The organism is Photobacterium sp. GB-36 (assembly GCF_003026135.1).
Classification (GTDB): Bacteria; Pseudomonadota; Gammaproteobacteria; order Enterobacterales; family Vibrionaceae; genus Photobacterium.
In genome coordinates, this window is the sequence record NZ_PYNY01000002.1 from 198,904 (window position 1) to 221,106 (window position 22,203).

The following is a 22,203-nucleotide window of genomic DNA, read 5'->3' on the forward strand; positions in this document are numbered from 1 at the left end:
GCGTAAAATAGCCGTCCTCACATTTAATGCGGTTATACAAGGTACAATTGTTGATGAGCAATGTTGCGAAAACTAAGAATTTTGAGTTATTGGCACCCGGTGGCGATATCGAATCTATTAAAGCTGCCATTGCTGCTGGCGCTGATGCAATTTATTGTGGTTTAGATAGCTTCAACGCTCGAAATCGAGCCACTAACCTTACCTTTGATGTATTAAGTGGCATTATTCGTTTAGCACATCAGAACAATTGTAAGATTTTTCTTACCTTAAATATCGTCGTATTAGATAGTGAAATTCCTGCGGTTATTCGCTTATTGAATAAGTTGGTGAACACCAAAGTTGATGGTGTGATTTTGCAAGATTTAGGCTTGTTCCACATCATTAAAGAATATTTTCCAACTTTAGATGTCCATGCTTCAACTCAAATCAATACCCATAACGACGGTCAAATTCTGTTTTTAAAACAGCTTCAAGCAAGCCGTGTTAACTTATCTCGTGAATTGAACATTCGTGAAATTAAGCATCTGGCTCAATTTGGACATCAACATGATGTCCTTATGGAGGTGTTTGTTCATGGTTCTTACTGTATCGGTTTCTCTGGTTTGTGTTACATCAGCTCAGTGAAAAATGGTAACTCGGGTAACCGTGGGCGTTGTAGTCAACCATGCCGTGATCAATACCAAACCACTGCCGCTGGTAAAGATTTCCCATTAAATATGAAAGATAACTCAGCTTTTTCGAATATGGTTGAGCTGGCTGATGCTGGGGTATATTCACTGAAAGTGGAAGGGCGAATTAAAAAATCACACTACGTGTATACCGTGGTCGATCAATGGCGTCAGCAAATCGATCGTTACTGTGAGCAAAAGCCGTTACTAACTGATACAACGTCACTGTTTACGGTCTTTAACCGCGATTTTTCTGACTCGTATCTCCAAGGTGATATCAATAAGAGCATGTTTATTGATAACCCTCGTGATAACTCTGTGAGTCATTTTACTCAGGTCTATCAAGCAACCACAATTGATGCAGTAAATGGCGTAAAACAGAAATTGTACGATGACAAAACAGCGATTATTAATACCGTTGAAGATGTCACGAAAGCCATGGATGTTAGCTCGCTACCCATGACCATGATTTTTAGCGGTAAAGAAGGTCAATGTTTAACGGTAATAGTGACAACGCCTGATCAAACGATAGAGTTACAATCAGAGTCAGCACTTATTGGTGCACAAAAACACGTATTAACTCATGAGTTATTAGAAAAACGTTTTCAAAGTTTGGCTAATGAAGGTGAGTATCAGATCACCCATGTTGATATTTCAGGATTAGCCGAAAATACGTCAGTTCCTTTTACGGAATTAGCACAATTAAAAGAACAAATTGGTTATCAGTTAAATGGTGAAAAAGCGCTAGTAGCGCCGATTGATACGCCAAAACCACGTAATAGTATCAATCACCGTAAACCAACAGGGATCACGCCAGAGCTGGCGATATTGATTTCTGATCCAAGTGATGTGGTATTAAATCAAGATAATAATGCCGTTCTGTATTACACCATTCCTGAAGGTTTAGCGATGGAATTGGAAAAAACGGTAGCATTATTTGAAGCACATCCTCATCTTGTGCCATGGTTCCCAGCAATTTTAATTGGTGAAAATTACCAAGCTGCAATTGAATTTATTGAGCGTGTGAAACCTAATTGTATTGTGGCAAATAACAGTGGTATTGCGCATGTGGCTTATCAGCAAGAGATTGATTGGATTGCAGGGCCTTACTTGAACTTAACTAACTCATTTAGCCTACAGTGCATTGCTGATGAATTTAATGCGAAGGGGGCATTCGTTTCTAACGAGATCAATCGTAAGCAAATTAACCCAATGGTATGCCCTGAAAACTTTGAATTACATTACAGTATTTATCATCCATTAATGATGTTAATGAGCCGCCAGTGTTTATTCCATCAAACCGTAGGTTGTAAGAAAAAGCATTTTGATAATAAGTGCCTACGTAAGTGTGATAAGTCAGCGTCTATCTTGAGTTTAAAAGACGCCTCGTTTGTATTGGATAAACAAAGAGGCGCGCATAACGCGCTATATAGCCAGCAAAACTATATGAATTTACAGGCGGTTACAGATTTCCCTGATAAGTTTACTCGCTTTATGATCGATCTCCGTGATATTAAAACGGAAACGGAAGTAAATGCTGATAAAGCAATGTTAGTCTCTTTGTTTAATGCGTATATTCATGGTGATATCAATGTGAGAGCAACATTAGAGCAAACCATTATTGGCACTATTTCTCAGCAATATAAAAAAGGTCTGTGATTCAGATAAATAGGATATTTCATGGTAGATGTAAAAATTGTTGCTTTTGATGATGCGAATAAAGAGAGTATTCGCTTAGTACGTGAGCAGGTGTTTATTAAAGAGCAACAAATTGATCCTGAAATTGAGTTTGATGGCTTAGATACACAAGCGGTACATGTACTTGTGGTCGATGGTGAACAGCCATTAGGCACGGGGCGCATTCTTGCCGATGGTCATATCGGTCGTATTGCTATCATGAAGGCTGCACGTGGGCAAGGCTTGGGTGTCAAAGTCGTCCAAGCTTTAGTGAACTATGCTAAACAGCAAGGTTATCCCCGAGTAGACTTAGGCGCGCAAACCCATGCTGTCGATTTTTACCGTAAACTGGGTTTCACTCCATACGGTGATGAATTTATGGAAGCCAATATTCCTCATCAGGCAATGGAGCAGAGGTTAAACAATAACTAACGCTACAATGTTTTGTTTAAGAAAATAAAAACGACCTTAATTTAAGGTCGTTTTTGTATTAATATATTTATTCCGCTGATTGTACTTTGAAGTCATCAAATTGAACTAGACCGTAGTCTTTACAGTATGTTCTGATTTGGTCTCCTTGCGTCATCCACGACCCACCTTGGCGAACAACAATACAATCTTCAATTACTGTATTCTCCATTTTTACCGACACTTTATCAATAACAGATAAAGTATCGTATTCTGTTGCTTGTGTTACTTGCCCTATTGCTTCTTGATCTGTACTTTCTAAAATAGTGCTTGTGTATATATCAGCACGACTCATATCGATTCCCATTTTTGCTAATGGATATCCTGACGATGTCGAAAATACATTTTTAGAAACTACTTTAAATTCACTTGTAGTTCCGTTTTCATATGAATAGCTAATTGTGGTTTTTTTATTTGCTAACGGTGTAGTTGTTCGATCTGTCCACTCTGTAAGCCACATTATTTTGCTATTAACAAGTAACTCTTCTTTTGATTGTCGTCCTGTTTCATCGTAATAAAACTTGTAAGTACGTGTATATCCATTTTCTAAATTTGGAGCTACTAGAGTTACAACACGATTTGGTGTGGCGTTAGTATAATCATCAATGTTAATAAGATCGCTCTGATCTTGGATTAGGTTACCTTTATCATCGATAACCGTTTTACCATTAATTTTAATCTCGCCATGAACATCGAGCGAAGCTGCCGAAGCGGCAGTTGATAATCCTGTCAGCAGGGCAATTGCAGAAAGAGAAAAAAGTTTAGTCATTATTAATATCCTTATTTGATGATTAAGTTGCCTTTAATCGTTAAATCCTTATTTAAAACATATGTCTCACCATCGGCAATATCTAGTGTGATAGTTTGATCTGTTTTGATCTCATTGTTTTCAGCTATGTATTCGTCAAAGCTATTAACAGAAGTGAGTGTTTTATCTTTCTCAACTGAAGGTTCGGTTGTTGTCGAGTCAGAACTTGAACCGTTACAACCTACGAGCAACAAAGTCGATAAGATGAGAGCGTATTTATCACGCTTACTGAACATGGCGTACCCTTATTAACTTAATGGTCTAGATAAGATAAATATTAAAGAGTACAAGTAAATATGCGCTATTTACACATTGTTAACTATGTCGTAACTTTTAATTTTCATTATTTATAAATTCGACACGTACAAAAAAACATACTGTAAATAATTGTTATTTTTCATTTATTGATGGAGTGCTGAATGTAAATAACTGTAAAGCAACATAGCTCTGACTTACCCTCACAAATATCCTTGTTAATATATAATTCTTTATAGGTATGTTTAGAGGTGCTGGCAATTAAGATAAGCGCCTTGCTTATATTGTTTAATTTCCAGATAAGTAGATGATAATGAAACATAAATACATTCCAGTCATAGTCTTCGCTGCTGTAAGTATTATGCTTATGGGTTGTAACCAAGAGATCCTGTCCGACTCTTCTCCTCATAAACAGCATTCATCGAAGGTCGTTCAAGTAGAGACCCAGCCCGTAACAGCTCGCACGTTGACGGAGCAGGTCATGGGCTATGGGGTAGTGAAAAGCCATAATTCGGTTGCGCTAAAAAGTTTAGAGACGAGTCAAATAACCGCTATCTACTTCAAGGCTGGGGAAGCAGTTAAGAAAGGCCAGCTATTAGTGCAGTTTGATCCTTCGTCGGCTAAAGCAAAAGTTGCACGAGATCAGGCACAACTTAACGCCACTAAACAAACATGGCTACGACAAAAAGAGTTAGTGAACAAAGGTGTCGTTGCGCGAAGTACTTATGATGACAGCGAAAGTGATTATAAACAGGCCTTAGCGCAACTAGAGCAAGATGAATCTCAACTTACAGAGTTGGCAATCAAAGCGCCATTTGATGGTGTGATCAGTCAAACTGATTTTCATGTTGGCGACGTGGTAACTGTGGGTAATACCCTTGCAACCTTGTACACCCCAGATCAATTGTCGATTGAATATCAACTGCCAGCAGCACAAAAACAAGATTACCGTCTTGATCAAACCGTGACGGTTTATTCAGAGCTTACACCTTCTAAATATGCTCACGGCACGGTAAGTTACGTGTCGCCTAATATTGCAATGGGCCTTGTGACTTTAAAAGCGCAGTTACCAGACGCGAAACAGTTTTCACCAGGGCAAAACGTGAAAGTTGTTCAGCAAACACGACAATTACTTCAGCAAGTTACGATTCCCACCTCATCACTTATCACCAATATTCAAGGCGCACAGGTATTTATTGTTGTGAACAATAAAGCCAGATTACGCGATGTTAAAGTCGGTCAGTACTACGACGGTTATGTACAGATTCTGTCTGGGTTAGAGGTAGGAGATCAATTAGTGATTAATGGACAAAACTACCTACGAACTGACCAAAAAGTGGAAGTGACGTCCGCGCAACAGACAACGACACAATCATCATTACAGTCAGTAACAGCAGGTAAAAAATGAAATTAACGGAGCTGTGTTTACGCCGTCCGGTGTTATGTACTGTATTGTGGTTGATCCCTGTATTCATTGGTCTGATTTTTTGTCAAAAGTTGCCTTGGCGCTATACCCCACAAATTAGCCAATCCAAAATTCAAGTGACCGTCCATGATAGTGCGTTAGCGGCACAAAATATGATGACTGAAGTGTTGATCCCGATTCAAAATGCTATTGCTGGTACAGAGGGAATCAGCCATTTATCAGCGACTGCACGTCAAGGGCGAGGCAATATCATTATCGATGTCGCATCGAGTGTTGATGACAATGAAATCGATACCTTAGTCAGTGAAATTCATAATGATATTGGTAATATTGAAAACAAGTTACCTGATGATATTTCGCCGAAAGTGACCAAATCAGACGATCAGGGAATGCCTGCGATGTTGATTGGTTTAACACCGGGCCCTCATCAAGCGGAATATGAATTTCATCAGTATGGTATTGATACGCTATTACCTCAATTAGAACAGTTACCAGCTGCTGGCGCGGTAAGTGTTGCGCCAAGTTCAAGTCAATCTGTGTTGATCACCTTAAATCCAGATAAAGTGTATTACTACGGTTTGACGCTGAATAATGTGATTAACAAAATCACTGACGTAAACAGCATCACAGCGATCAGTGGTAAAACATCCGGTACAGAAAGCCAGTATCAATTGGTCTCAACAGGGGAGATTTCAAGTCTTGATGATATAAAAAAGACCATTATTGCGACTTATCAGCAGCAACCTATTCGATTAGATCAAGTGGCAGATATCACGATTGGTACACCAAGCAGCCAACGTGAAGTGAAACCGCTGGTGGATTTCTCGAAGAAAAATGCCATGCTGTTTGTGTTAAATCCTCAGTACACCGCAACTGCAAACCCACTGGTACTCTCTGAACAAGTTCACGGCTTGTTAGATTCAATGACCTTACCAAGCGGCATGCAAGCGAAAGTCTTGCTGGATAAATCGACCTTTATTATTACCGCACTAGAAGATGTGTATATTGCGATCGGTCTAGCGGTAATACTGGTTGCGGGTGTTATCTGGTTATTCCTTGGTAATTTGCGTATTGCCTTGATTCCAATTGTGACTATTCCTGTCTGTTTATCCTGTTCGTTCATCATTCTTAAATTGGCAGGTTTTAGCATTAACTCTTTGACACTCCTTGCGATGCTATTGGCGGTAGGGCTGGTGGTGGACGACGCTATCGTAGTGGTCGAAAATGTCCACCGTCAATTACGTTTCCATGATTCCGTATTTAAGGCAACAGCCATTGCTTGTCGCCAAATCGGTTTCGCTATTATTGCAACAACCTTAACCCTAGCTGCGGTTTATATACCGGTAGGTTTAGTCGATGGGATTACTGGACAATTGTTCCAGCAGTTCGCTTTTACTTTAGCGGGAACGGTGATTATTTCTGGTATTGTAGCGCTGACATTATCACCCATGATGTGCAGCAAAATGATGAATCATAAACCTGCAGGGCGTTTTGAAAATGGAGTGAATAAACAATTAGATCGCTTATCTAATGCTTATCATCGAATGTTATCAGTCACCATTGATTGGCGAAAAACGACCTTATTAGTGATGGTCGTTGTTTTGGCTAGTAGCTATTGGCTATTTACCCAAACGCCATCAGAAATGCTACCAGATGAGGATTCAGGGCAAATATTTTTATTTCAGCCCTTGGTGGGAAGTAGCGACGACACCAGTCAGCAAAAAATGATCGATAACATGAATACGCAGCTTAAGCATATTCCTGATATTGCGCATGTTGCGATTCTTGCTAGTACTGATTTTATTCGTGGTTTTGTGACCTTAAAACCGTGGCAAGAACGTGATTTATCAGCACAGAAAATCAGTGAAATGATCAATGCGCGATTAAAAGCGGGTGGCAACCGTGTTTATACCGGCGTTATTCCTGCAATTGAAACAGGTGGTGGTCGTCGTGGTAACAGTGGCGGTATCGATATCAATGTCAGTAGTAGTGTTGATGAGCAAGTGCTGGCAAAAGAGCTGACCGAAGTGACTTATAAAATCCAACAGTCACCGTTATTTTCTAATGCGCGTAGTAATCTTAAATTCGATCAGAACCAATTTAAGATTAATATTAATCGCGTATTAGCTTCACAATATGATGTGCCGCTCCGCAATATTCAGCAAATCCTCAAGTTGGCAATGAGTGGTAAGAGTTTCAGTAATGATATGAGCTATCAAGGAACCAATTATCCGCTGCATGTACAGTTGGAATCCTTGTTTACTCTGACGCCTGATTCATTAAAACAGCTGATGATTGCTAACAAGAAAGGGCAATTAGTGCCGATGTCTGCGTTGATTAGTATAGAGAATGAAGTAGGGCCGCGCTCACTTGAGCAATATGACAGGGCGACCTCTGCCTCACTGGCTATTCGATTGGCTGATGGTGTCAGCATGGGTGAGGGCATTGCTGCCTTAAACCGTATGCTGCCAGATATTTTACCCACGAATGCTAATTACACTTATGTGGACGAAGCCAAACAGTACCTTGATGCAAACCAACAAATGCTGTTTGTATTTATCGCTGCATTAATCTTTATCTATATGGTATTGAGTGCGCAATTTGAGAGTGTCGTCGATGCGTTAGTGGTCATGCTATCACTCCCCATTACATTATCAGTGGCGCTATGGGCGTTGTATTTTAGTGATTTCACCTTAAATGTGTATTCACAAATAGGCTTAGTGACACTGATAGGTTTGATTTGTAAGCACGGTATCTTAATCACTGAGTTTGCTAATGAATTACAAGCCGAAGGGTTAGCACCGCGAGAAGCGATCCTCAAAGCGACCAAAACCCGTTTGCGTCCAATATTAATGACTTCACTGACAATGATATTAGGCTCGTTACCATTATTGTGGGAATCAGGGCCGGGAGCTAATGCGATGGGCTCACTGGGGATCATTATTATCGCTGGTATGGCACTAGGTATTGTTGATCCATTATTTGTCGTACCAAGTGTGTATTTGATGGTGCAAAAATTAAAGCGCAAAAAGAACATTAGCGCTCACGAATCTTAACGCATCAGTGGTGCGTTAGAGATAAAGAAAAACGCAGCCAAGTTGGCTGCGTTTTGTTTTTATTATCTTGTCACCGAAAATATTTCAGCGTTTAAAGTGAATGGGTTCAATCACTCTTTTTTTGCATTCTCTTTTAAGAAATCAAGTACAAGCTTACGGTCTTTATCGTTTAGACCTGCGCGTGGGAACATACTTGTTGTAATACCTTTCCACTGCTTGTAAGTGAAGTCACTTGGGTGTGGTGCTGCGTGACATAGAGTACAGCTACCGTAGAACAGTTTCTCACCCGGTGATTGCTGTGGACCTTGCTCTGCTGCAACGGCTTTTAAGCGCTTACCTAACTGTAGTGACCAAATATCCACTTGGAATTTAGACTTAACAATTTGCGGTGGCTCATACGCTTTGTTTGGTGTTAGTACATCAGTACATTTCTTGAAGTAAGCCAAACAGGTATTAGCACTGGTTGCCTGTGCTAAACCACTACTTGTTTTACTGCTGGTTAGCATGTTGATAGAGCCGGAGTTACAACGGCCTTTCTCATCAAGCTGTAGCCATGCACCTTCGTGAATGTAAATAACACCTGGCATTGCTTCATCAGTAATGCGTGCACCCGCAAGTAGCGCACCACGGTCGTTGTACACTTCAATCACATCGCCATCTTTCACGCCACGTGCTGCCGCATCATCTTTGTTGATAAGCACAATCTGACGACCATCAACAGACTCGTAGCTATTCACATCAGCGTTAGCCATTTGTGAGTGTAGACGCATCCATGGGTGTGGGCTTAGTACGTGAACCTGATCTTTCTTCGCATTACCTAGCCATTCAAATGGGGGCATCCATTGTGGCATGGGTGGACACTCAAAGGCTTTAAACTTCGCAAGTGTTTCACTGTAAAGTTCGATCTTACCACTTGGCGTATGAAGTGGGTTTTTCTCAGGATCGGCGTAGAAATCACCATGACGAACAAAGCTGTTAGCATCAGCAGGTGTTGATAGGTGAGTAATGCCGTTTTGCCAGAATGTTTTGAAGTCATCTGTCGCATCAGAAGCTTCGTAAGAGGCTCTAATGTGTTGGTACATGGTTTTACCGTCAGTAAACTCTTTATGTACGTTAAACATGAAGGCAAGACGAGAGAAGATTTCGTAATCGTCTAGGCTTTCACCTACAGGCTCAACCACTTTACGCATTGCATAAATTTTGTTGTTGCTGTAAGTACCACCAGAAGTGATGTCGTCACGCTCAAGTGTTGTTGTTGTTGGGAGCACGATATCTGAGTATTTCGCCGTTGCACACCACCAAGGGTCTTGACAGATAATGGTGTCAATATTCTCGTTAAGCGCTTGGATTAACTCATTAGTATCTTGCTGGTGCGAAAGAAGGTTGTTACCTGCGTTATAGATCAATTTCGCTTTTGGTAACGTTAGGTTCGCGCCATCACGGGTGTAGGCTTTACCTGGGTTTTTCAACATATCTGAAATCATAACAACCGGACATGTTTTAGTGATTGGGTTACGACCTTGAGATAGACCGATAGGCATACGCTTACCAGACGTTGGCATACCACCGTTACCATAGTGCCAGCTAAAGCCTGTCCCTTCACCCGGCTTACCAATCTTACCTGCAATCGCAGCAAAGTTGATGATAGACCAGTGGATCATTTCACCGTGATCAGCACGTTGTAGTGCCCAACCCGCTGCGATTTGAGTACGTTTAGTTACACAAAGCTCTGCAATTTCAACGATTTTAGCGGCAGGAAGACCAGTGATCTTTTCTGCCCACTCTGGTGTTTTCTCAACACCGTCTTCTTTACCCATTAGGTAATCAAGGTATTTATCAAAACCTACAGTGTACTTATCTAAATAAGCTTGATCGTTCTTACCTGTTTTACATAGGTGGTAAGACATCGCAGTAAATAGCGCCGTATCCGTATTAGGACGGATATTGATCATTTCACTGTCAAGAGCTTTGTCCGTTTGGGTTTTCTGAGGGTTAATAGAGATAAACTTAATGCCTTTCTCTTTAAACGCTTCCCAGTGCTTTTGCATTGAGTGGTCTGCAACACGGAATTCAACACGGTTTGTTTTCCAAGGATCACAACCAATGAATAGAACAGCTTCTGTATTATCTTCTATGATTTTCCACGCGGTTTGTGGTGAGTACACTTCCATATCACCAATAACGTGAGGAAGAATAACTTCAGATGCACCAGCTGAGTAGTCACCCGCACAGATACTTTGACCGCCAATAAGGTTAAAGAAACGACCTTGTAGGGTTTGTGGACGGTTAAGGCCACTGTGAGACCAACCACCGTAAGAAGAACTGAATACCGCTTCATTACCGTGATTTTCGATTGTACGCGCAATACAGAAAGCCGCTAGGGCAATTGCCGTGTCCCAATCAACACGAACAAACGGTTCTTTACCACGTAAATGCGGATTGTGATTGCCTAATGGATCTTCAAGCAGAGACTTACGCACCATAGGGTATTTAATACGTGTGTCAGAATAAGTACGGCTTAACACACCTTTAGTCAACATTTCTGTTGGGAATGGGTCAACGTCGTTCAGTGGTTGAACGCCAATTAACTTACCTTCTTTAACAACCGCTTTAAAAGGACCATAGTGAGATGCAGATGGAATAACTTGCGTGTCAGCCGCAAATACCTTGCCTGCAGGAAAAAGTGTGAGTCCGTTGGCAGCAATTGCGGTTGCTACCGAACCTTTTAAAAAGTTTCGACGTGATAGGGTCATGATTATATTCCGAAGACAGTCCGAGTTATAAAAAATTAAGGCAAAATATGCGCCCAATATTTATTCGGTATTGATGCCTATTTTTTTAATAATTCTTGATAGGCTACACGGAAATGAGAAATATATTATAGGGCCAAATGGAAAGTAAGTTTTCAAAAAAGATCACCTAAGTTTAATATGTTTAATGGTCGATATAAATCCTAGAATATTTAGCGCATTAAGCAAAGGTTAATTGAAAATCATTATCAATAGCGACCTTGTTAAGATGGTATAATAATAATTGTGACAAGCATTAACCTGACAATTAGTTGATTATTAATAGATAAATGTGATTTTGTTTCAATAATTCTTGATTGTGTTACAAATAGTAAAAGACTATTGACAGATAAAAAACATTTAGATCTCTAAATAATTTAGGTTAATAATCAATCACAAAATCAACGTAATGAATTATATTAATAAAAATTTATTTTTTATTAATAACTCGCATTGCCGTATTCATATTCGACTGCTATTTTTGTACGTAACATTTTCTTTTAACGTCATTTTGACGTTTAATTCATTTTGGAACATCAATGAAGAAGCTCTGGCACTTTCTTATAAAGCCAAGCAGTCGCTATTCCGTTTTAGCAATTGCTGTTGTTTGTGTATTAATTACACTTGCAGGCGTATTTACTTTCCACAAATCGATTGAATTCACTTCTACTAACGAGTTTTGTACTGCTTGTCACTCGATGAAGGAAAACTACAACGAATATAAAACAAGCATTCACTTCAAGAACGCTTATGGTGTTCGTGCACAGTGTCGTGATTGTCATATTCCTGAAAATAACCCAATTGCTTTCATGAAGGCGAAATTGGGCGGTATTGGTGATATCTATAGTGAGTTCATTAGTAAAGATATCGATACACCGAAGAAATTCGAAGAAAATCGTCTACGCATGGCACAGAATGTTTGGAAGATGATGAAAGAGACCAATTCAGCGACGTGTAAGAGCTGTCACTCTTACTCTGCGATGGATCATGCTAAGCAATCACCAGCAGCAGCGGCTGCAATGACAGGCGCTGCAGCGAAAGATATGAACTGTATCGAGTGTCACAAAGGTATTGCTCACCAGCTGCCACATATCAACAACGATTTCCAAGCAACGTTTAAGCAATTAAGCATTAATGCAGCGAAAGCGCCTGAAGCGACAGCACTTTACTCTCTAACATCTAAGCAGTTGTTTGTGAAAGATGCAGCTTCTGATGATGCACAAGGTCAATTGTACCCAGCATCAGAAGTAAAAGTTGTTGGCCAAAGCGGTGACATGCTAAAAGTTGAACTAACCGGTTGGGAAATCAAAGGTTCAACAACTGGTATGTTAGTTCAAGATATGGCGAAACAAATCCAAACTGCGTCTATTGATCCTGAACTACAAAAAACACAGAAAGTGTTGAACACACAAACAGCGACTGATGGTCAAGTATGGCAGCAAGTACAAGTTGAAGCGTGGATGACACAACGTGATATGCTTGCAAGCATCAAGCCTATTTGGGGTTACGGTAAAGAAATCCTAGATGCAAGCTGTAACCAGTGTCACGCAACGCCAGAGCCAAAACACCTAACTGCAAACGCATGGGTTGATGGCCTAAAAGCAATGCAACAGTACTACACACTTGATAAGAACGAAGAGCGTGTATTACTTAAATATCTACAAGCTCACGCTAAAGATGCACCAGCAGAATCAGCGGCTGAGCAAGCAACTGAGTAAGATCACTTGCTAAAAAATAGATAGCTTGCGGTAACGCAACACCGAAAGGGAACCTGAGAAATCAGGTTCCCTTTTTTAATATATTGATTATTTTCTCTGTTGACCTTGTCTCTTGAGACAATACTTTTATTTTTAGTGTTAAGCCTTTTGTTTCCTCAACAACACTAAATTGAATTTAGTGCCTATAGGGCTTCTTATTAAGCATGTGTACAAACGTTAACGCTGGCTTGAGAGTTGAATAAATAGTAAACATTAAAAAAGGACTGAATGTTTCCACTCAGTCCTTTTTGTGTTTTTCACAATATTAAATACTACGCAGGCACTTCTTGTTTTTTCTCTTTAGGTGCTAGCTGCTCCGCCAGTTTGTGCATTTCAGGGAGCATACGGTGGATCAAGTGAAGTTGCTGTAACACCATACGTACAGAGGTGCAGTCTTCATCACGCCATTGTCCTAAACGCTGATCCAAATCGAGATCTAATGCGGGTGCCTTTTGACATGTGTTACCTGTCAGTTGTGCCGCTAAACATTCTAAGTGAGCATGAATAATACGGTGCGCTTCAGACACTAACTGATGGGTTTTATCGTCATCGAGCTGTGTTCGGTGTGCACCTAATGCCGAGATATAACTGAGCATGGCATGGTTTAAGGTTAAGAATCGGAAACTTTCATTAGCATCAATTTGGTAACGCTCAGGCTCTGCTAACATATTACTGATCGCCGTATTTAAATGGGCATCAGTATTGTGAGCGTCACGACGGGCAATACGGTAGCTTAAACTGTCTTTTTTACCGATTCGGTACTGACCAATAATTTGTGCTAAGTAATCTTTATTGGCATTGATAGCGCCTGACATCGATTTGTGTAATCGCTTAGATTCCCAATCTGGCAAAATAAAGGTAACGGCTAAAACGGCTAATAAACAGCCAATTAAGGTATCGCCTAAACGCGGCAGAATAACAGCATACCCTTCACCTAATTGGTTAAAACAGAATAAGACGAGTAAGGTAATAAATGCCGTTGCCCAGCCGTATTTCACCATTCTAAAGGCAAAGAAAAGCACGCCTGCAGCAACCATCAATACCAGTTGACCTTCTTGTCCTGGGAATAAATAAAGCAGCGGAATACCTGCGAAGATACCTGCCAAAGTGCCAATAACACGTTGGCGTAGTTTTTGGCGAGTCGCACTGTAGTTTGGCTGACAGACAAAAAGGGTGGTCAGTAATATCCAATAACCCCGTTGCAGATCGAGTGCTTGAATACAGCCGTAGCCCACTGTTAAGGCTATGGCCATACGTATCGCATGACGAAAAAGTATGGAGTCGGTATTGAACTGGGCGCTGATACGTTTACCTAATTCTTTAAAGCCATGCGCTTCGTTATCTGATAACTGAATTTCGTCACTGTCTTCGTTATAGCTTGCATCAGGGTTATTGATGTTCATTAACTGACGTTCAACCGTGGCGAGGTTGTTGAATAGGAAATCGAGTTGGATTAACAACATGTTCCATTCTGGTTTATTTTGGCTATGAAGGTACTGTAATGAATCTTGCAGTTCATTTAAGGCTTTCATGCTTTTTTCATCGTGGGTGTACGATTTCCCCATTGCTAATGCAGTTGAAATATCACGGCAAGCAACGGCTTGAGAACGTAATAAACGTTGGAAACGAAATAGCACATCACTACGGTTAAAGTTGGCTGCTAAATCTTGGTAACGATAATGCGAAGAACTGGCACGTTCATGAATATCTTGTGCCATAAAATAAATCGTTAAGAATCTATCGCCTGTCGTGTTGGGTTGTCCGCGTCTTGCTCGATGTAACAGGGTGGCTTTTGCTGAATTTAGCGCGTTAACGACTCGTGCGTTTTGGCTTGCAGCTTTTAATCGAAGAGGTTGCGGCACTAAGTCGGCAACAGGTTCAAAGAGTTGGCTTTTATGATCTAAATAATCGGCAAACTCGCTAAACACATTAGCAAGGCTGCGTTGTACGGGTTGGTTAGGCCAAAGGATGTGCCATGCTAAGGATAAACAGCCATACCAAAATGCACCGCCTAGTAACAACATCGGCTGGGACCATAAATCGACACTATGATCAGCACCTAGCATGGTGTAAACCGCCAGCAATAATGAAGCAAATGCAATACTTGCGTAGCGTGATCCCATTGCACCTAACATGATGAAACAAAATGTTGACGTGAACAGTCCTAATGCAAAAAAGAGAGGATAAGGGAATAGGACTTCAATCGAAACAGATGCAATTAAAAAACAAAGTAAAGTGAGCGAAAGCGCTTTAATTCTACCGAGAAAATTGTCATCAGTTTCAGCTAGCGCAGCAGCAATAACCCCTAGTACTAACGGTGTCACCTCGCTATTTGAATTGTAATACCAGCAAGGGAGTACGACGCCAACTAACGCAATGAGAACACGAATTGAGTAGTTTATTCTATCGTTCACCCAGTAACGGCGAAAATTTAGATGTAACTTGTTAGTTTGCATATAGATATTAACAATCTTCTGATAAATAATTACAGCGAACGGCTAGAATAACCTTGCCGTAAATTTGATCCAATGGAAGTTCTATAAAGACTTAAATTATTGGGTTATGTAGCTTAGAAATCGGCTTAACGATAACAGAATTTGGTGATAGATACTGCATCGATATCTCATGAAAGAACGTTCGTTTGATAAAAACGAGCAAGTTTTGTTCATTGGTTGAACTTTACTATTGAAGCTGAATCCAAAAATACATTTGTTTGTTCTGCTAGTGGAATTAATAAGTAAATAAATCTTAGAACGCTATGGCATAACAGGAGTTATTGGTACTCTATAGCGATATAAACCCAAGAAACTTGGGTAGACATCCGATCATAGGGTGATTGGACCTTTTCTATTTTAGCTGCACGTTTTTTTACGCGGCTATGTTCAATATTACGCCCATATAAGAATATGGAAAAGTTGGTGAGATAATGCAATTAAGTGCCAGTTGGTTAGCACAATGGTTAGTGCAGGGTGATTATTACAGTATCGCTTTAGATGACAATGCATTGGTTTTAGATAGCCAAGTTGGCTCAGAAGTGATCTCGTTTGACGATTGGGATGGCTCAATTGAAATACATCGTGGTGTGTTATGGGGAGCGTTAGAGCTAACCTCTTCTGATCAGCAATATTGCTGGACTATTCATGGTTTGCCTTGGAGCGAATGTAAGCCGTTTGCCGCTTTTCTTATCCGCACGTATCAAGATTGGGCAAGAAATCGCGTTGATAAATTAGACGCTGTTTTACCTGAAATCTTACAGCGTATTGGCAAATTTTCATCACAGCCGGGCTATTTACGTGGCTCTGAGCATGAATCGTTACATACTTTCCTTCATCAATCGCTTGCTGATACAGATTTAACACCAGAGTTAGCGGCATCATTCCGTCCTCGTAGCTTTGAAAAAATTTCGCCTTGGCTAGAAGAACATCAAGATTGGGTTGAAGAACACAATAAGACTTGGATTAAGCAGCAATCTGAAAAATGGGGATCATGGTTTGATAGTTTTGAGCGTTCACCATTAAATGACTCTCAACGAGAAGCGGCGTTAATCAACCAAGATCATAACTTAGTACTTGCCGGTGCAGGTACGGGTAAAACCAGTGTTTTGGTGGCTCGTGCAGGCTACTTAATTGCGAGTCAGCAAGCCGTACCTGAAGATATTTTGATGCTGGCATTTGGCCGAAAAGCGGCAGAAGAAATGTCGGAGCGTATGGGGGAGAAAGTCAGCGATCGCGTGAAAGTTGCTACCTTCCATAGCTTAGGTTCGCAAATCATCGCAGAAGTAGAAAAAGAAAAGCCTAATGTAGCAGGTGTCGCTATTGATGCACGTGTTCGTTCAGCATGGATTGCCCGTATGTTGATTGAACAATGGAATAAATCAGCGTCAGCGAGCAAATGGCAACGTCACCTTACGCAATGGCGAGTTCCGGGTTTTAGCAAAGAAAACACGATGGAACAGCAGGCTGAAAATGAGCAATTGCAAGCTTGGGTTTGGCGCCATATTGAATTATTAGGTCAATCGACATTGTCGAAAGAAGCGCTAATAGAAGAAATTCAAAATAACAATAACCCAGCGATGCGCCCGCGCATGAAGAGCGAATTAGAGTTATTGTGGCCTTGCTATCAAGCTTATCAGCAGTACTTAAAATCAAAGAAACAAATCGACTTTAACAGTATGATTGATGTGGCAACTCAATATGTTAAAGAAGGTAAGTTTGTGTCACCTTGGCGCTTTATTATGGTGGATGAGTACCAAGATATTTCGCCACAACGTTTAGCGCTAATTGAAGCATTATGCGGCCAGAAAGTAGAAGGTAAGTCGACACCAACCTTGTTTGCCGTTGGGGATGATTGGCAGGCTATTTACCGCTTTGCGGGGGCTGATGTTAACCTAACGACTGACTTTGAAGGGCGTTTTGGTTCATCTCATATCACTGAGCTATCAACAACGTATCGCTTTAATAGCATGATTGGTGAAGTGGCAAACTTATTTATTCAACAAAACCCAAGCCAAATTAAAAAGCAGTTGACCAGCTTTACGAAACAAAATAAGAAAGCGGTTACTTTGCTTGATAGTGATTTAATGCTGCAAGATTTAACCCGTTTAGCCAAACTTTATGATAATAAAGAAACGAGCGTGATGATCTTGGGTCGTAACAATAAGCAGAAACCAGCAAAGTTTGAAGACTGGAAAGCACAGTGGCCACAACTTAACTTGAAATACATGACATGCCACGCGAGTAAAGGGCGTGAAGCTGATTATGTCTTTATAGTTGATGTTAACAAAGGTATTTTCCCGTCTCCAGATCGTGAAACAGGTTTAGCTGCTGTGATGCAACCACGTACTGAAAACTATACTGATGCTGAAGAACGCCGTTTGTTCTATGTGGCGTTAACACGTGCGCGTAAACATGTATGGGTATGTGCTGGTTCACATAATACATCTTCTTTTATCAATGAGTTAATCGAAGATAAGTACCCTGTAAATAATAAGATTAAACGCATTAAGTAATGATGTGATTGTTAAAAAACCGACCTATTAAAGGTCGGTTTTTTTATTTCTGTAAAAGTAAGTTGTGGCTTTTATCATTATTAGCCGACTTTATGGAAACTAACGATGTTGTTTGATGGAGCATTGGCATCGATGTACTCTTTGACCTGTAATTGCTGCTCATCGGTTAGGTATAACCCCAATTTAGTTCGGCGCCATAAGAAGTCTTCGACCGTTTTTACATGTTCATGTGCGATAACATAATCAATTTCTTTTTGGTACACACCATCAGCAAATTGAATGCCCATATCGTCAATACAAGCTACATCTGCCAACATCTTATAGCAGTAACTTCCAAATTGTTTTACATAACGTAGTGCTTGTTTATCACTTAGCCATGGGTAACGGCTTTGTAAGCTTTCTGCGAGTTGTTTTCGTGAACAGCTAAAATTTCCACCAGGTAGGGCTTGATTGGCTGTCCATGATTTGCCCATTTGCGGGAAGAAAGGTTCTAGGTGTTTCATCGCCGATTCTGACAGCTTTCGGTAGGTCGTCAATTTGCCACCAAAAATTGAAAGCAAAGGTGCTTGGTCGAGTTCTTGCTCAAGTTCTAGTGTGTAATCACGTGTGATTGCTTGTGGTGAATTTGATTCATCATCACACAGTGGACGAACGCCGCTAAACGTCCACACCACATCTTCTCGGTTGAGTTGATCAACAAAGTGTTGATTTACAATATCAATTAGGTAGTCGATCTCAGTCTCATCAATCGCGACATGACGAGGATCGCCTTTGTATTCCAGATCTGTGGTGCCAATGATTGAAAAGTCATCAAGGTAGGGAATAACAAAAACAATTCGGTTATCTTTGTTCTGAAGAATATAGGCTTGCTCTTCATTATGAATTTTTGGCACGACAATGTGAGAGCCTTTGATCAAACGAATGTTACGAGGCGATGGCGTTTCTAAACAGTTATCAAAAAATTGTTTAACCCAAGGTCCTGCCGCATTAACAAGCGCTTTGGTTCGTCGCTCAAAGCGCTCACCTGTACGTTGATCAACCATGGTAACGCGCCAAATATCCCCTTCTCGTACCGCACTTTCAACTTTGCAGTAGTTAGCAACCTCGCCGCCATTTTCTTCAATAGCCATAATGTTTAATAGCACTAAACGCGCGTCATCAACCCAGCAATCAGAGTACTCAAACCCCACTTTCATTTCTGGTTTAAGTAAACCAGATTGTGCCAGATTAATTTTTTTACTCGCAGGTAAGGTGGTTCGTTTGCCTAAATTATCATAAAGAAATAGACCACTGCGGATCATCCAAGCTGGGCGTAAAAAAGGACGGTGAGGAAGGCGGAATCGCATCGGCTCGGCAACATGAGGCGCTTTTTTTAAGAGCACCTCACGTTCAGCGAGTGCTTCGGAAACAAGGCGAAATTCATAATGTTCAAGGTAGCGTAGACCACCATGGATGAGCTTTGAACTTGCAGATGATGTGGCAGAGGCAAAATCATTTGCTTCGTATAAAGCAACATTTAAGCCTCGACCAGCCGCATCTGCTGCAATACCAGCACCATTAATACCGCCACCGATGACGATGATATCGAGAAGAGGGGTTGCGCTATTGTTTTTAGTGATATCCATAAAACGACCTTAAAAAATGAGCAAACGAACATAAGAGAGCATAATGTAAGCATAACTTAAGTTTCGTTTGTGATCATTTATTGTTTTCGTTTGTTGTTCGTTTTTGCTCGTTTATGTGATTTGTATAAAAAAATGCGCTTTTATATTGAATGAGTTTTGCGATTGTTAGCATGTTTTACTCATTATGGTCATGCTCTGAAACCACCTCAATTTGTAATTGATGTTCATTAATAATTGAAAGAATATTTTCAGGTGGTTGCTGATCGGTAAAGAGTGCATCCACTTGCGAAATACAGCCCAGTTTGACCATCGCATTACGTCCAAATTTAGAGTGATCCACAGCAAGAAATACTCGGCGGCTATTTTCAATAATGGCTTGCTTTACGCGCACTTCATGATAATCAAAATCAAGTAACGAGCCGTCATTATCGATACCACTTATGCCTAAGATGCCGAAATCTAAGCGAAATTGTTGGATGAAATCGAGCGTGGCTTCTCCAATGATACCGCCATCATGATCACGAACTTCACCGCCGGCGAGAATCACTTTAATTTCTGGGTTTGATAACAAAATCGTGGCAGCATTTAAGTTGTTGGTTACAACACGTAGTTGTTTGTGTTGGACACACAACGCACGTGCGACAGCTTCAGGTGTAGTGCCGATATCAATAAACAGCGATGCACCATCAGGGATATGTTTAACAAGACTTGCAGCGATTAAGTCTTTCTCGCTGAAATTAAGTGATTTACGGGTAATGTAAGAGGTATTTTCAGAGCTAAGTGGCGTCGTAGCTCCACCGTGATAGCGACGAATTTTATTAGCGTCGGCGAGTTCGTTCAGATCGCGGCGAATCGTTTGAGGGCTGACGTTAAAACGTTCGACTAACTCTTCTGTACTGACATAGCCTTGTTTTTTCACCAACTCTATAATTTCTTGGTGTCTTGGTATTTGTTTCACTAAAAATTTCCCTGTCTTACTTGGCATTGCCAGATATACATTTAAATATAATGTTATCTATTGTGCTTTAATTTTCCTTTCCATAGAAGTGATTCAATTCTCTTATCTGTATTCAAATAAAAAAGAGCGTTACAAAGAACGCTCTTTTTCTCTTTTATTCGTTTTATGAATAATTAATCTTCGCAATCATGCATTTCTGCCCATGTTTGCGCGCATTTAACTGCGCGTTTCCAACCTTTATAGCGTCGCTCACGCTTATCATCACAAGCGTGGGGACTGAAAGTGCGGTTAATTACGGCTTTATCTTTAAGCTCATCAATATTACTCCAGAATCCGACAGCTAAGCCTGCAAGATAAGCGGCACCTAATGCAGTGACTTCGGTGACTTCTGGGCGCTGAACTTCGGTATCTAATACATCAGACTGGAATTGCATTAGGAAGTTATTGGCTACGGCGCCACCGTCAACTTTCAATGTGGCAAGCTGAATACCTGAATCCGCTTTCATGGCGTCAATAACATCACGGGTTTGATAAGCAATACTTTCAAGCGTCGCACGAATAATATGGTTTGAGTTCACACCTCGGGTTAAGCCAACAATTGTGCCGCGTGCGTAAGCATCCCAATATGGCGCACCTAACCCCGTAAAGGCCGGTACGACATAAACACCGTTTGAAGTATCAACCTTAGTGGCAAAGTACTCGGAGTCTTTGGCATCAGCTAATAGTTTCATTTCATCACGTAGCCATTGAATGGATGCGCCCCCCATAAATACAGCACCTTCAAGTGCGTAGGATGCTTCACCTGATGGGCCACAGGCTAATGTAGTGAGTAGACCATGAGTTGATGATACTTTTTCTTGTCCTGTATTCATTAACAAGAAACAGCCCGTTCCGTAGGTGTTTTTAGCTTGCCCTGGCTCAACACACATCTGACCGTAGAGAGCGGCTTGTTGATCTCCGGCAATACCCGCAATTGGAATACGTGTGCCGCCTTTACCACCAATATTGGTTTTACCGTAGACTTCCGATGAGCGTTTTACTTCTGGCATCATAGAGGCAGGAATACCTAACTCATCGAGCAGCTTTTGATCCCACTCAAGGGTATTGATATTAAATAACATGGTACGAGAGGCGTTGGTGTAATCTGTTACGTGAACGCGGCCTTGAGTCATTTTCCATACTAGCCAAGTATCAACAGTACCAAACAGTAATTTACCAGCCTCAGCATCTTCTCGCGCGCCATCAACATTATCTAAAATCCATTTTACTTTGGTACCAGAGAAATAAGGGTCAAGGACAAGACCTGTATTCTCGCGTACATATTCTTCTAATCCACGTTGCTTTAATTCTTCACAGATCTCTGCGGTACGACGACACTGCCATACAATGGCGTTATAAACTGGCTTACCTGTTTCTTTATTCCAAACAATAGTAGTTTCACGTTGGTTTGTAATACCGATCGCTGCAATTTGATCGCTACGAATACCTGACTGGCCTAATACTTCGACTAAGGTTGAACTTTGGGTGGCATAGATCTCTAGTGGATCATGTTCAACCCAACCCGCTTGAGGATAAATTTGGGTAAATTCTCTTTGTGCGACACTTACGATATTGGCATCGTGGTCAAGAATAACTGCACGAGAGCTTGTTGTGCCTTGGTCTAACGCTACGATGTATTTTGGATCGTTCATGTTTTTGTCCTTTGTTT

13 protein-coding genes are annotated in these 22,203 nt (G+C 40.8%); 6 read left to right on the forward strand and 7 right to left on the reverse strand.

Annotated elements, in window-relative coordinates; genetic code table 11:
• The first annotated feature begins 53 nt into the window (after positions 1-53).
• A complete protein-coding gene (locus C9J46_RS02570) occupies positions 54-2,327 on the forward strand; it encodes a peptidase U32 family protein (RefSeq protein WP_107290519.1) in 2,274 nt (757 codons plus the stop codon).
• Positions 2,328-2,348: 21 nt separating this feature from the next.
• Positions 2,349-2,777 carry a GNAT family N-acetyltransferase gene (locus C9J46_RS02575; protein WP_107206232.1) on the forward strand — a complete coding sequence of 143 codons (429 nt, stop codon included), beginning with the start codon at positions 2,349-2,351 and terminating at the stop codon, positions 2,775-2,777.
• 67 nt (positions 2,778-2,844) lie between these two features.
• Here C9J46_RS02575 and C9J46_RS02580 read toward each other — a convergent pair whose 3' ends face one another.
• Both C9J46_RS02580 and C9J46_RS02585 read right to left on the reverse strand, forming a co-directional pair.
• Complete coding sequence (locus C9J46_RS02580) at positions 2,845-3,582, reverse strand: hypothetical protein (RefSeq protein WP_107290520.1); 738 nt, start codon at positions 3,580-3,582, stop codon at positions 2,845-2,847.
• 11 nt (positions 3,583-3,593) lie between these two features.
• Positions 3,594-3,857 carry a hypothetical protein gene (locus C9J46_RS02585; protein WP_107290521.1) on the reverse strand — a complete coding sequence of 88 codons (264 nt, stop codon included), beginning with the start codon at positions 3,855-3,857 and terminating at the stop codon, positions 3,594-3,596.
• Between the two features lie 332 nt (positions 3,858-4,189).
• Here C9J46_RS02585 and C9J46_RS02590 point away from each other — a divergent pair, with 332 nt between their 5' ends.
• Positions 4,190-5,284, forward strand: coding sequence for an efflux RND transporter periplasmic adaptor subunit (locus C9J46_RS02590; RefSeq protein ID WP_107290522.1), 1,095 nt, complete (start codon positions 4,190-4,192; stop codon positions 5,282-5,284).
• Entirely contained in the window at positions 5,281-8,358 is a 3,078-nt protein-coding gene (locus C9J46_RS02595) for an efflux RND transporter permease subunit (RefSeq protein ID WP_107290523.1), read from the forward strand. Before C9J46_RS02590 ends, C9J46_RS02595 begins: the two co-directional genes overlap by 4 nt.
• Before the next feature lie 110 nt (positions 8,359-8,468).
• On the opposite strand, the gene C9J46_RS02600 is transcribed toward C9J46_RS02595, so the two are convergent.
• Positions 8,469-11,111 (reverse strand): molybdopterin-dependent oxidoreductase, encoded by a 2,643-nt coding sequence (locus C9J46_RS02600; protein ID WP_107290524.1) that lies wholly within the window; start codon positions 11,109-11,111, stop codon positions 8,469-8,471.
• A gap of 575 nt (positions 11,112-11,686) precedes the next feature.
• Here C9J46_RS02600 and torC point away from each other — a divergent pair.
• The gene (gene torC / locus C9J46_RS02605) at positions 11,687-12,865 is read left to right on the forward strand and encodes a pentaheme c-type cytochrome TorC (RefSeq protein ID WP_107290525.1); all 1,179 of its coding nucleotides are present in this window, start codon (positions 11,687-11,689) and stop codon (positions 12,863-12,865) included.
• Positions 12,866-13,176: 311 nt separating this feature from the next.
• Here torC and yccS read toward each other — a convergent pair whose 3' ends face one another.
• Positions 13,177-15,360 carry a YccS family putative transporter gene (yccS, locus tag C9J46_RS02610; protein ID WP_107245955.1) on the reverse strand — a complete coding sequence of 728 codons (2,184 nt, stop codon included), beginning with the start codon at positions 15,358-15,360 and terminating at the stop codon, positions 13,177-13,179.
• Positions 15,361-15,830: 470 nt separating this feature from the next.
• On the opposite strand from yccS, the gene helD reads away from it, so the two are divergent.
• Complete coding sequence (gene helD / locus C9J46_RS02615) at positions 15,831-17,912, forward strand: DNA helicase IV (protein WP_107287127.1); 2,082 nt, start codon at positions 15,831-15,833, stop codon at positions 17,910-17,912.
• Positions 17,913-17,992: 80 nt separating this feature from the next.
• Here helD and glpD read toward each other — a convergent pair whose 3' ends face one another.
• From glpD to glpK, 3 genes are all read right to left on the reverse strand, one after another.
• Complete coding sequence (glpD, locus tag C9J46_RS02620) at positions 17,993-19,537, reverse strand: glycerol-3-phosphate dehydrogenase (protein ID WP_107290526.1); 1,545 nt, start codon at positions 19,535-19,537, stop codon at positions 17,993-17,995.
• A gap of 175 nt (positions 19,538-19,712) precedes the next feature.
• Complete coding sequence (locus tag C9J46_RS02625; RefSeq protein WP_107206242.1) at positions 19,713-20,495, reverse strand: DeoR/GlpR family transcriptional regulator; 783 nt, start codon at positions 20,493-20,495, stop codon at positions 19,713-19,715.
• A gap of 173 nt (positions 20,496-20,668) precedes the next feature.
• Positions 20,669-22,186, reverse strand: coding sequence for a glycerol kinase GlpK (gene glpK, locus C9J46_RS02630; protein ID WP_107206243.1), 1,518 nt, complete (start codon positions 22,184-22,186; stop codon positions 20,669-20,671).
• Between the last annotated feature and the right edge of the window lie 17 nt (positions 22,187-22,203).

Excerpts from the sequence above, each read along its gene's own strand:
- torC (WP_107290525.1), top strand. The coding sequence starts at position 11,687 with ATGAAGAAGCTCTGGCACTTTCTTATAAAGCCAAGCAGTCGCTATTCC.
- C9J46_RS02570 (WP_107290519.1), top strand. The coding sequence starts at position 54 with ATGAGCAATGTTGCGAAAACTAAGAATTTTGAGTTATTGGCACCCGGT.
- C9J46_RS02595 (WP_107290523.1), top strand. The coding sequence starts at position 5,281 with ATGAAATTAACGGAGCTGTGTTTACGCCGTCCGGTGTTATGTACTGTA.
- helD (WP_107287127.1), top strand. The coding sequence starts at position 15,831 with ATGCAATTAAGTGCCAGTTGGTTAGCACAATGGTTAGTGCAGGGTGAT.
- C9J46_RS02580 (WP_107290520.1), bottom strand. The coding sequence starts at position 3,582 with ATGACTAAACTTTTTTCTCTTTCTGCAATTGCCCTGCTGACAGGATTA.
- C9J46_RS02575 (WP_107206232.1), top strand. The coding sequence starts at position 2,349 with ATGGTAGATGTAAAAATTGTTGCTTTTGATGATGCGAATAAAGAGAGT.
- yccS (WP_107245955.1), bottom strand. The coding sequence starts at position 15,360 with ATGCAAACTAACAAGTTACATCTAAATTTTCGCCGTTACTGGGTGAAC.
- C9J46_RS02600 (WP_107290524.1), bottom strand. The coding sequence starts at position 11,111 with ATGACCCTATCACGTCGAAACTTTTTAAAAGGTTCGGTAGCAACCGCA.
- C9J46_RS02585 (WP_107290521.1), bottom strand. The coding sequence starts at position 3,857 with ATGTTCAGTAAGCGTGATAAATACGCTCTCATCTTATCGACTTTGTTG.
- C9J46_RS02590 (WP_107290522.1), top strand. The coding sequence starts at position 4,190 with ATGAAACATAAATACATTCCAGTCATAGTCTTCGCTGCTGTAAGTATT.
- glpK (WP_107206243.1), bottom strand. The coding sequence starts at position 22,186 with ATGAACGATCCAAAATACATCGTAGCGTTAGACCAAGGCACAACAAGC.
- glpD (WP_107290526.1), bottom strand. The coding sequence starts at position 19,537 with ATGGATATCACTAAAAACAATAGCGCAACCCCTCTTCTCGATATCATC.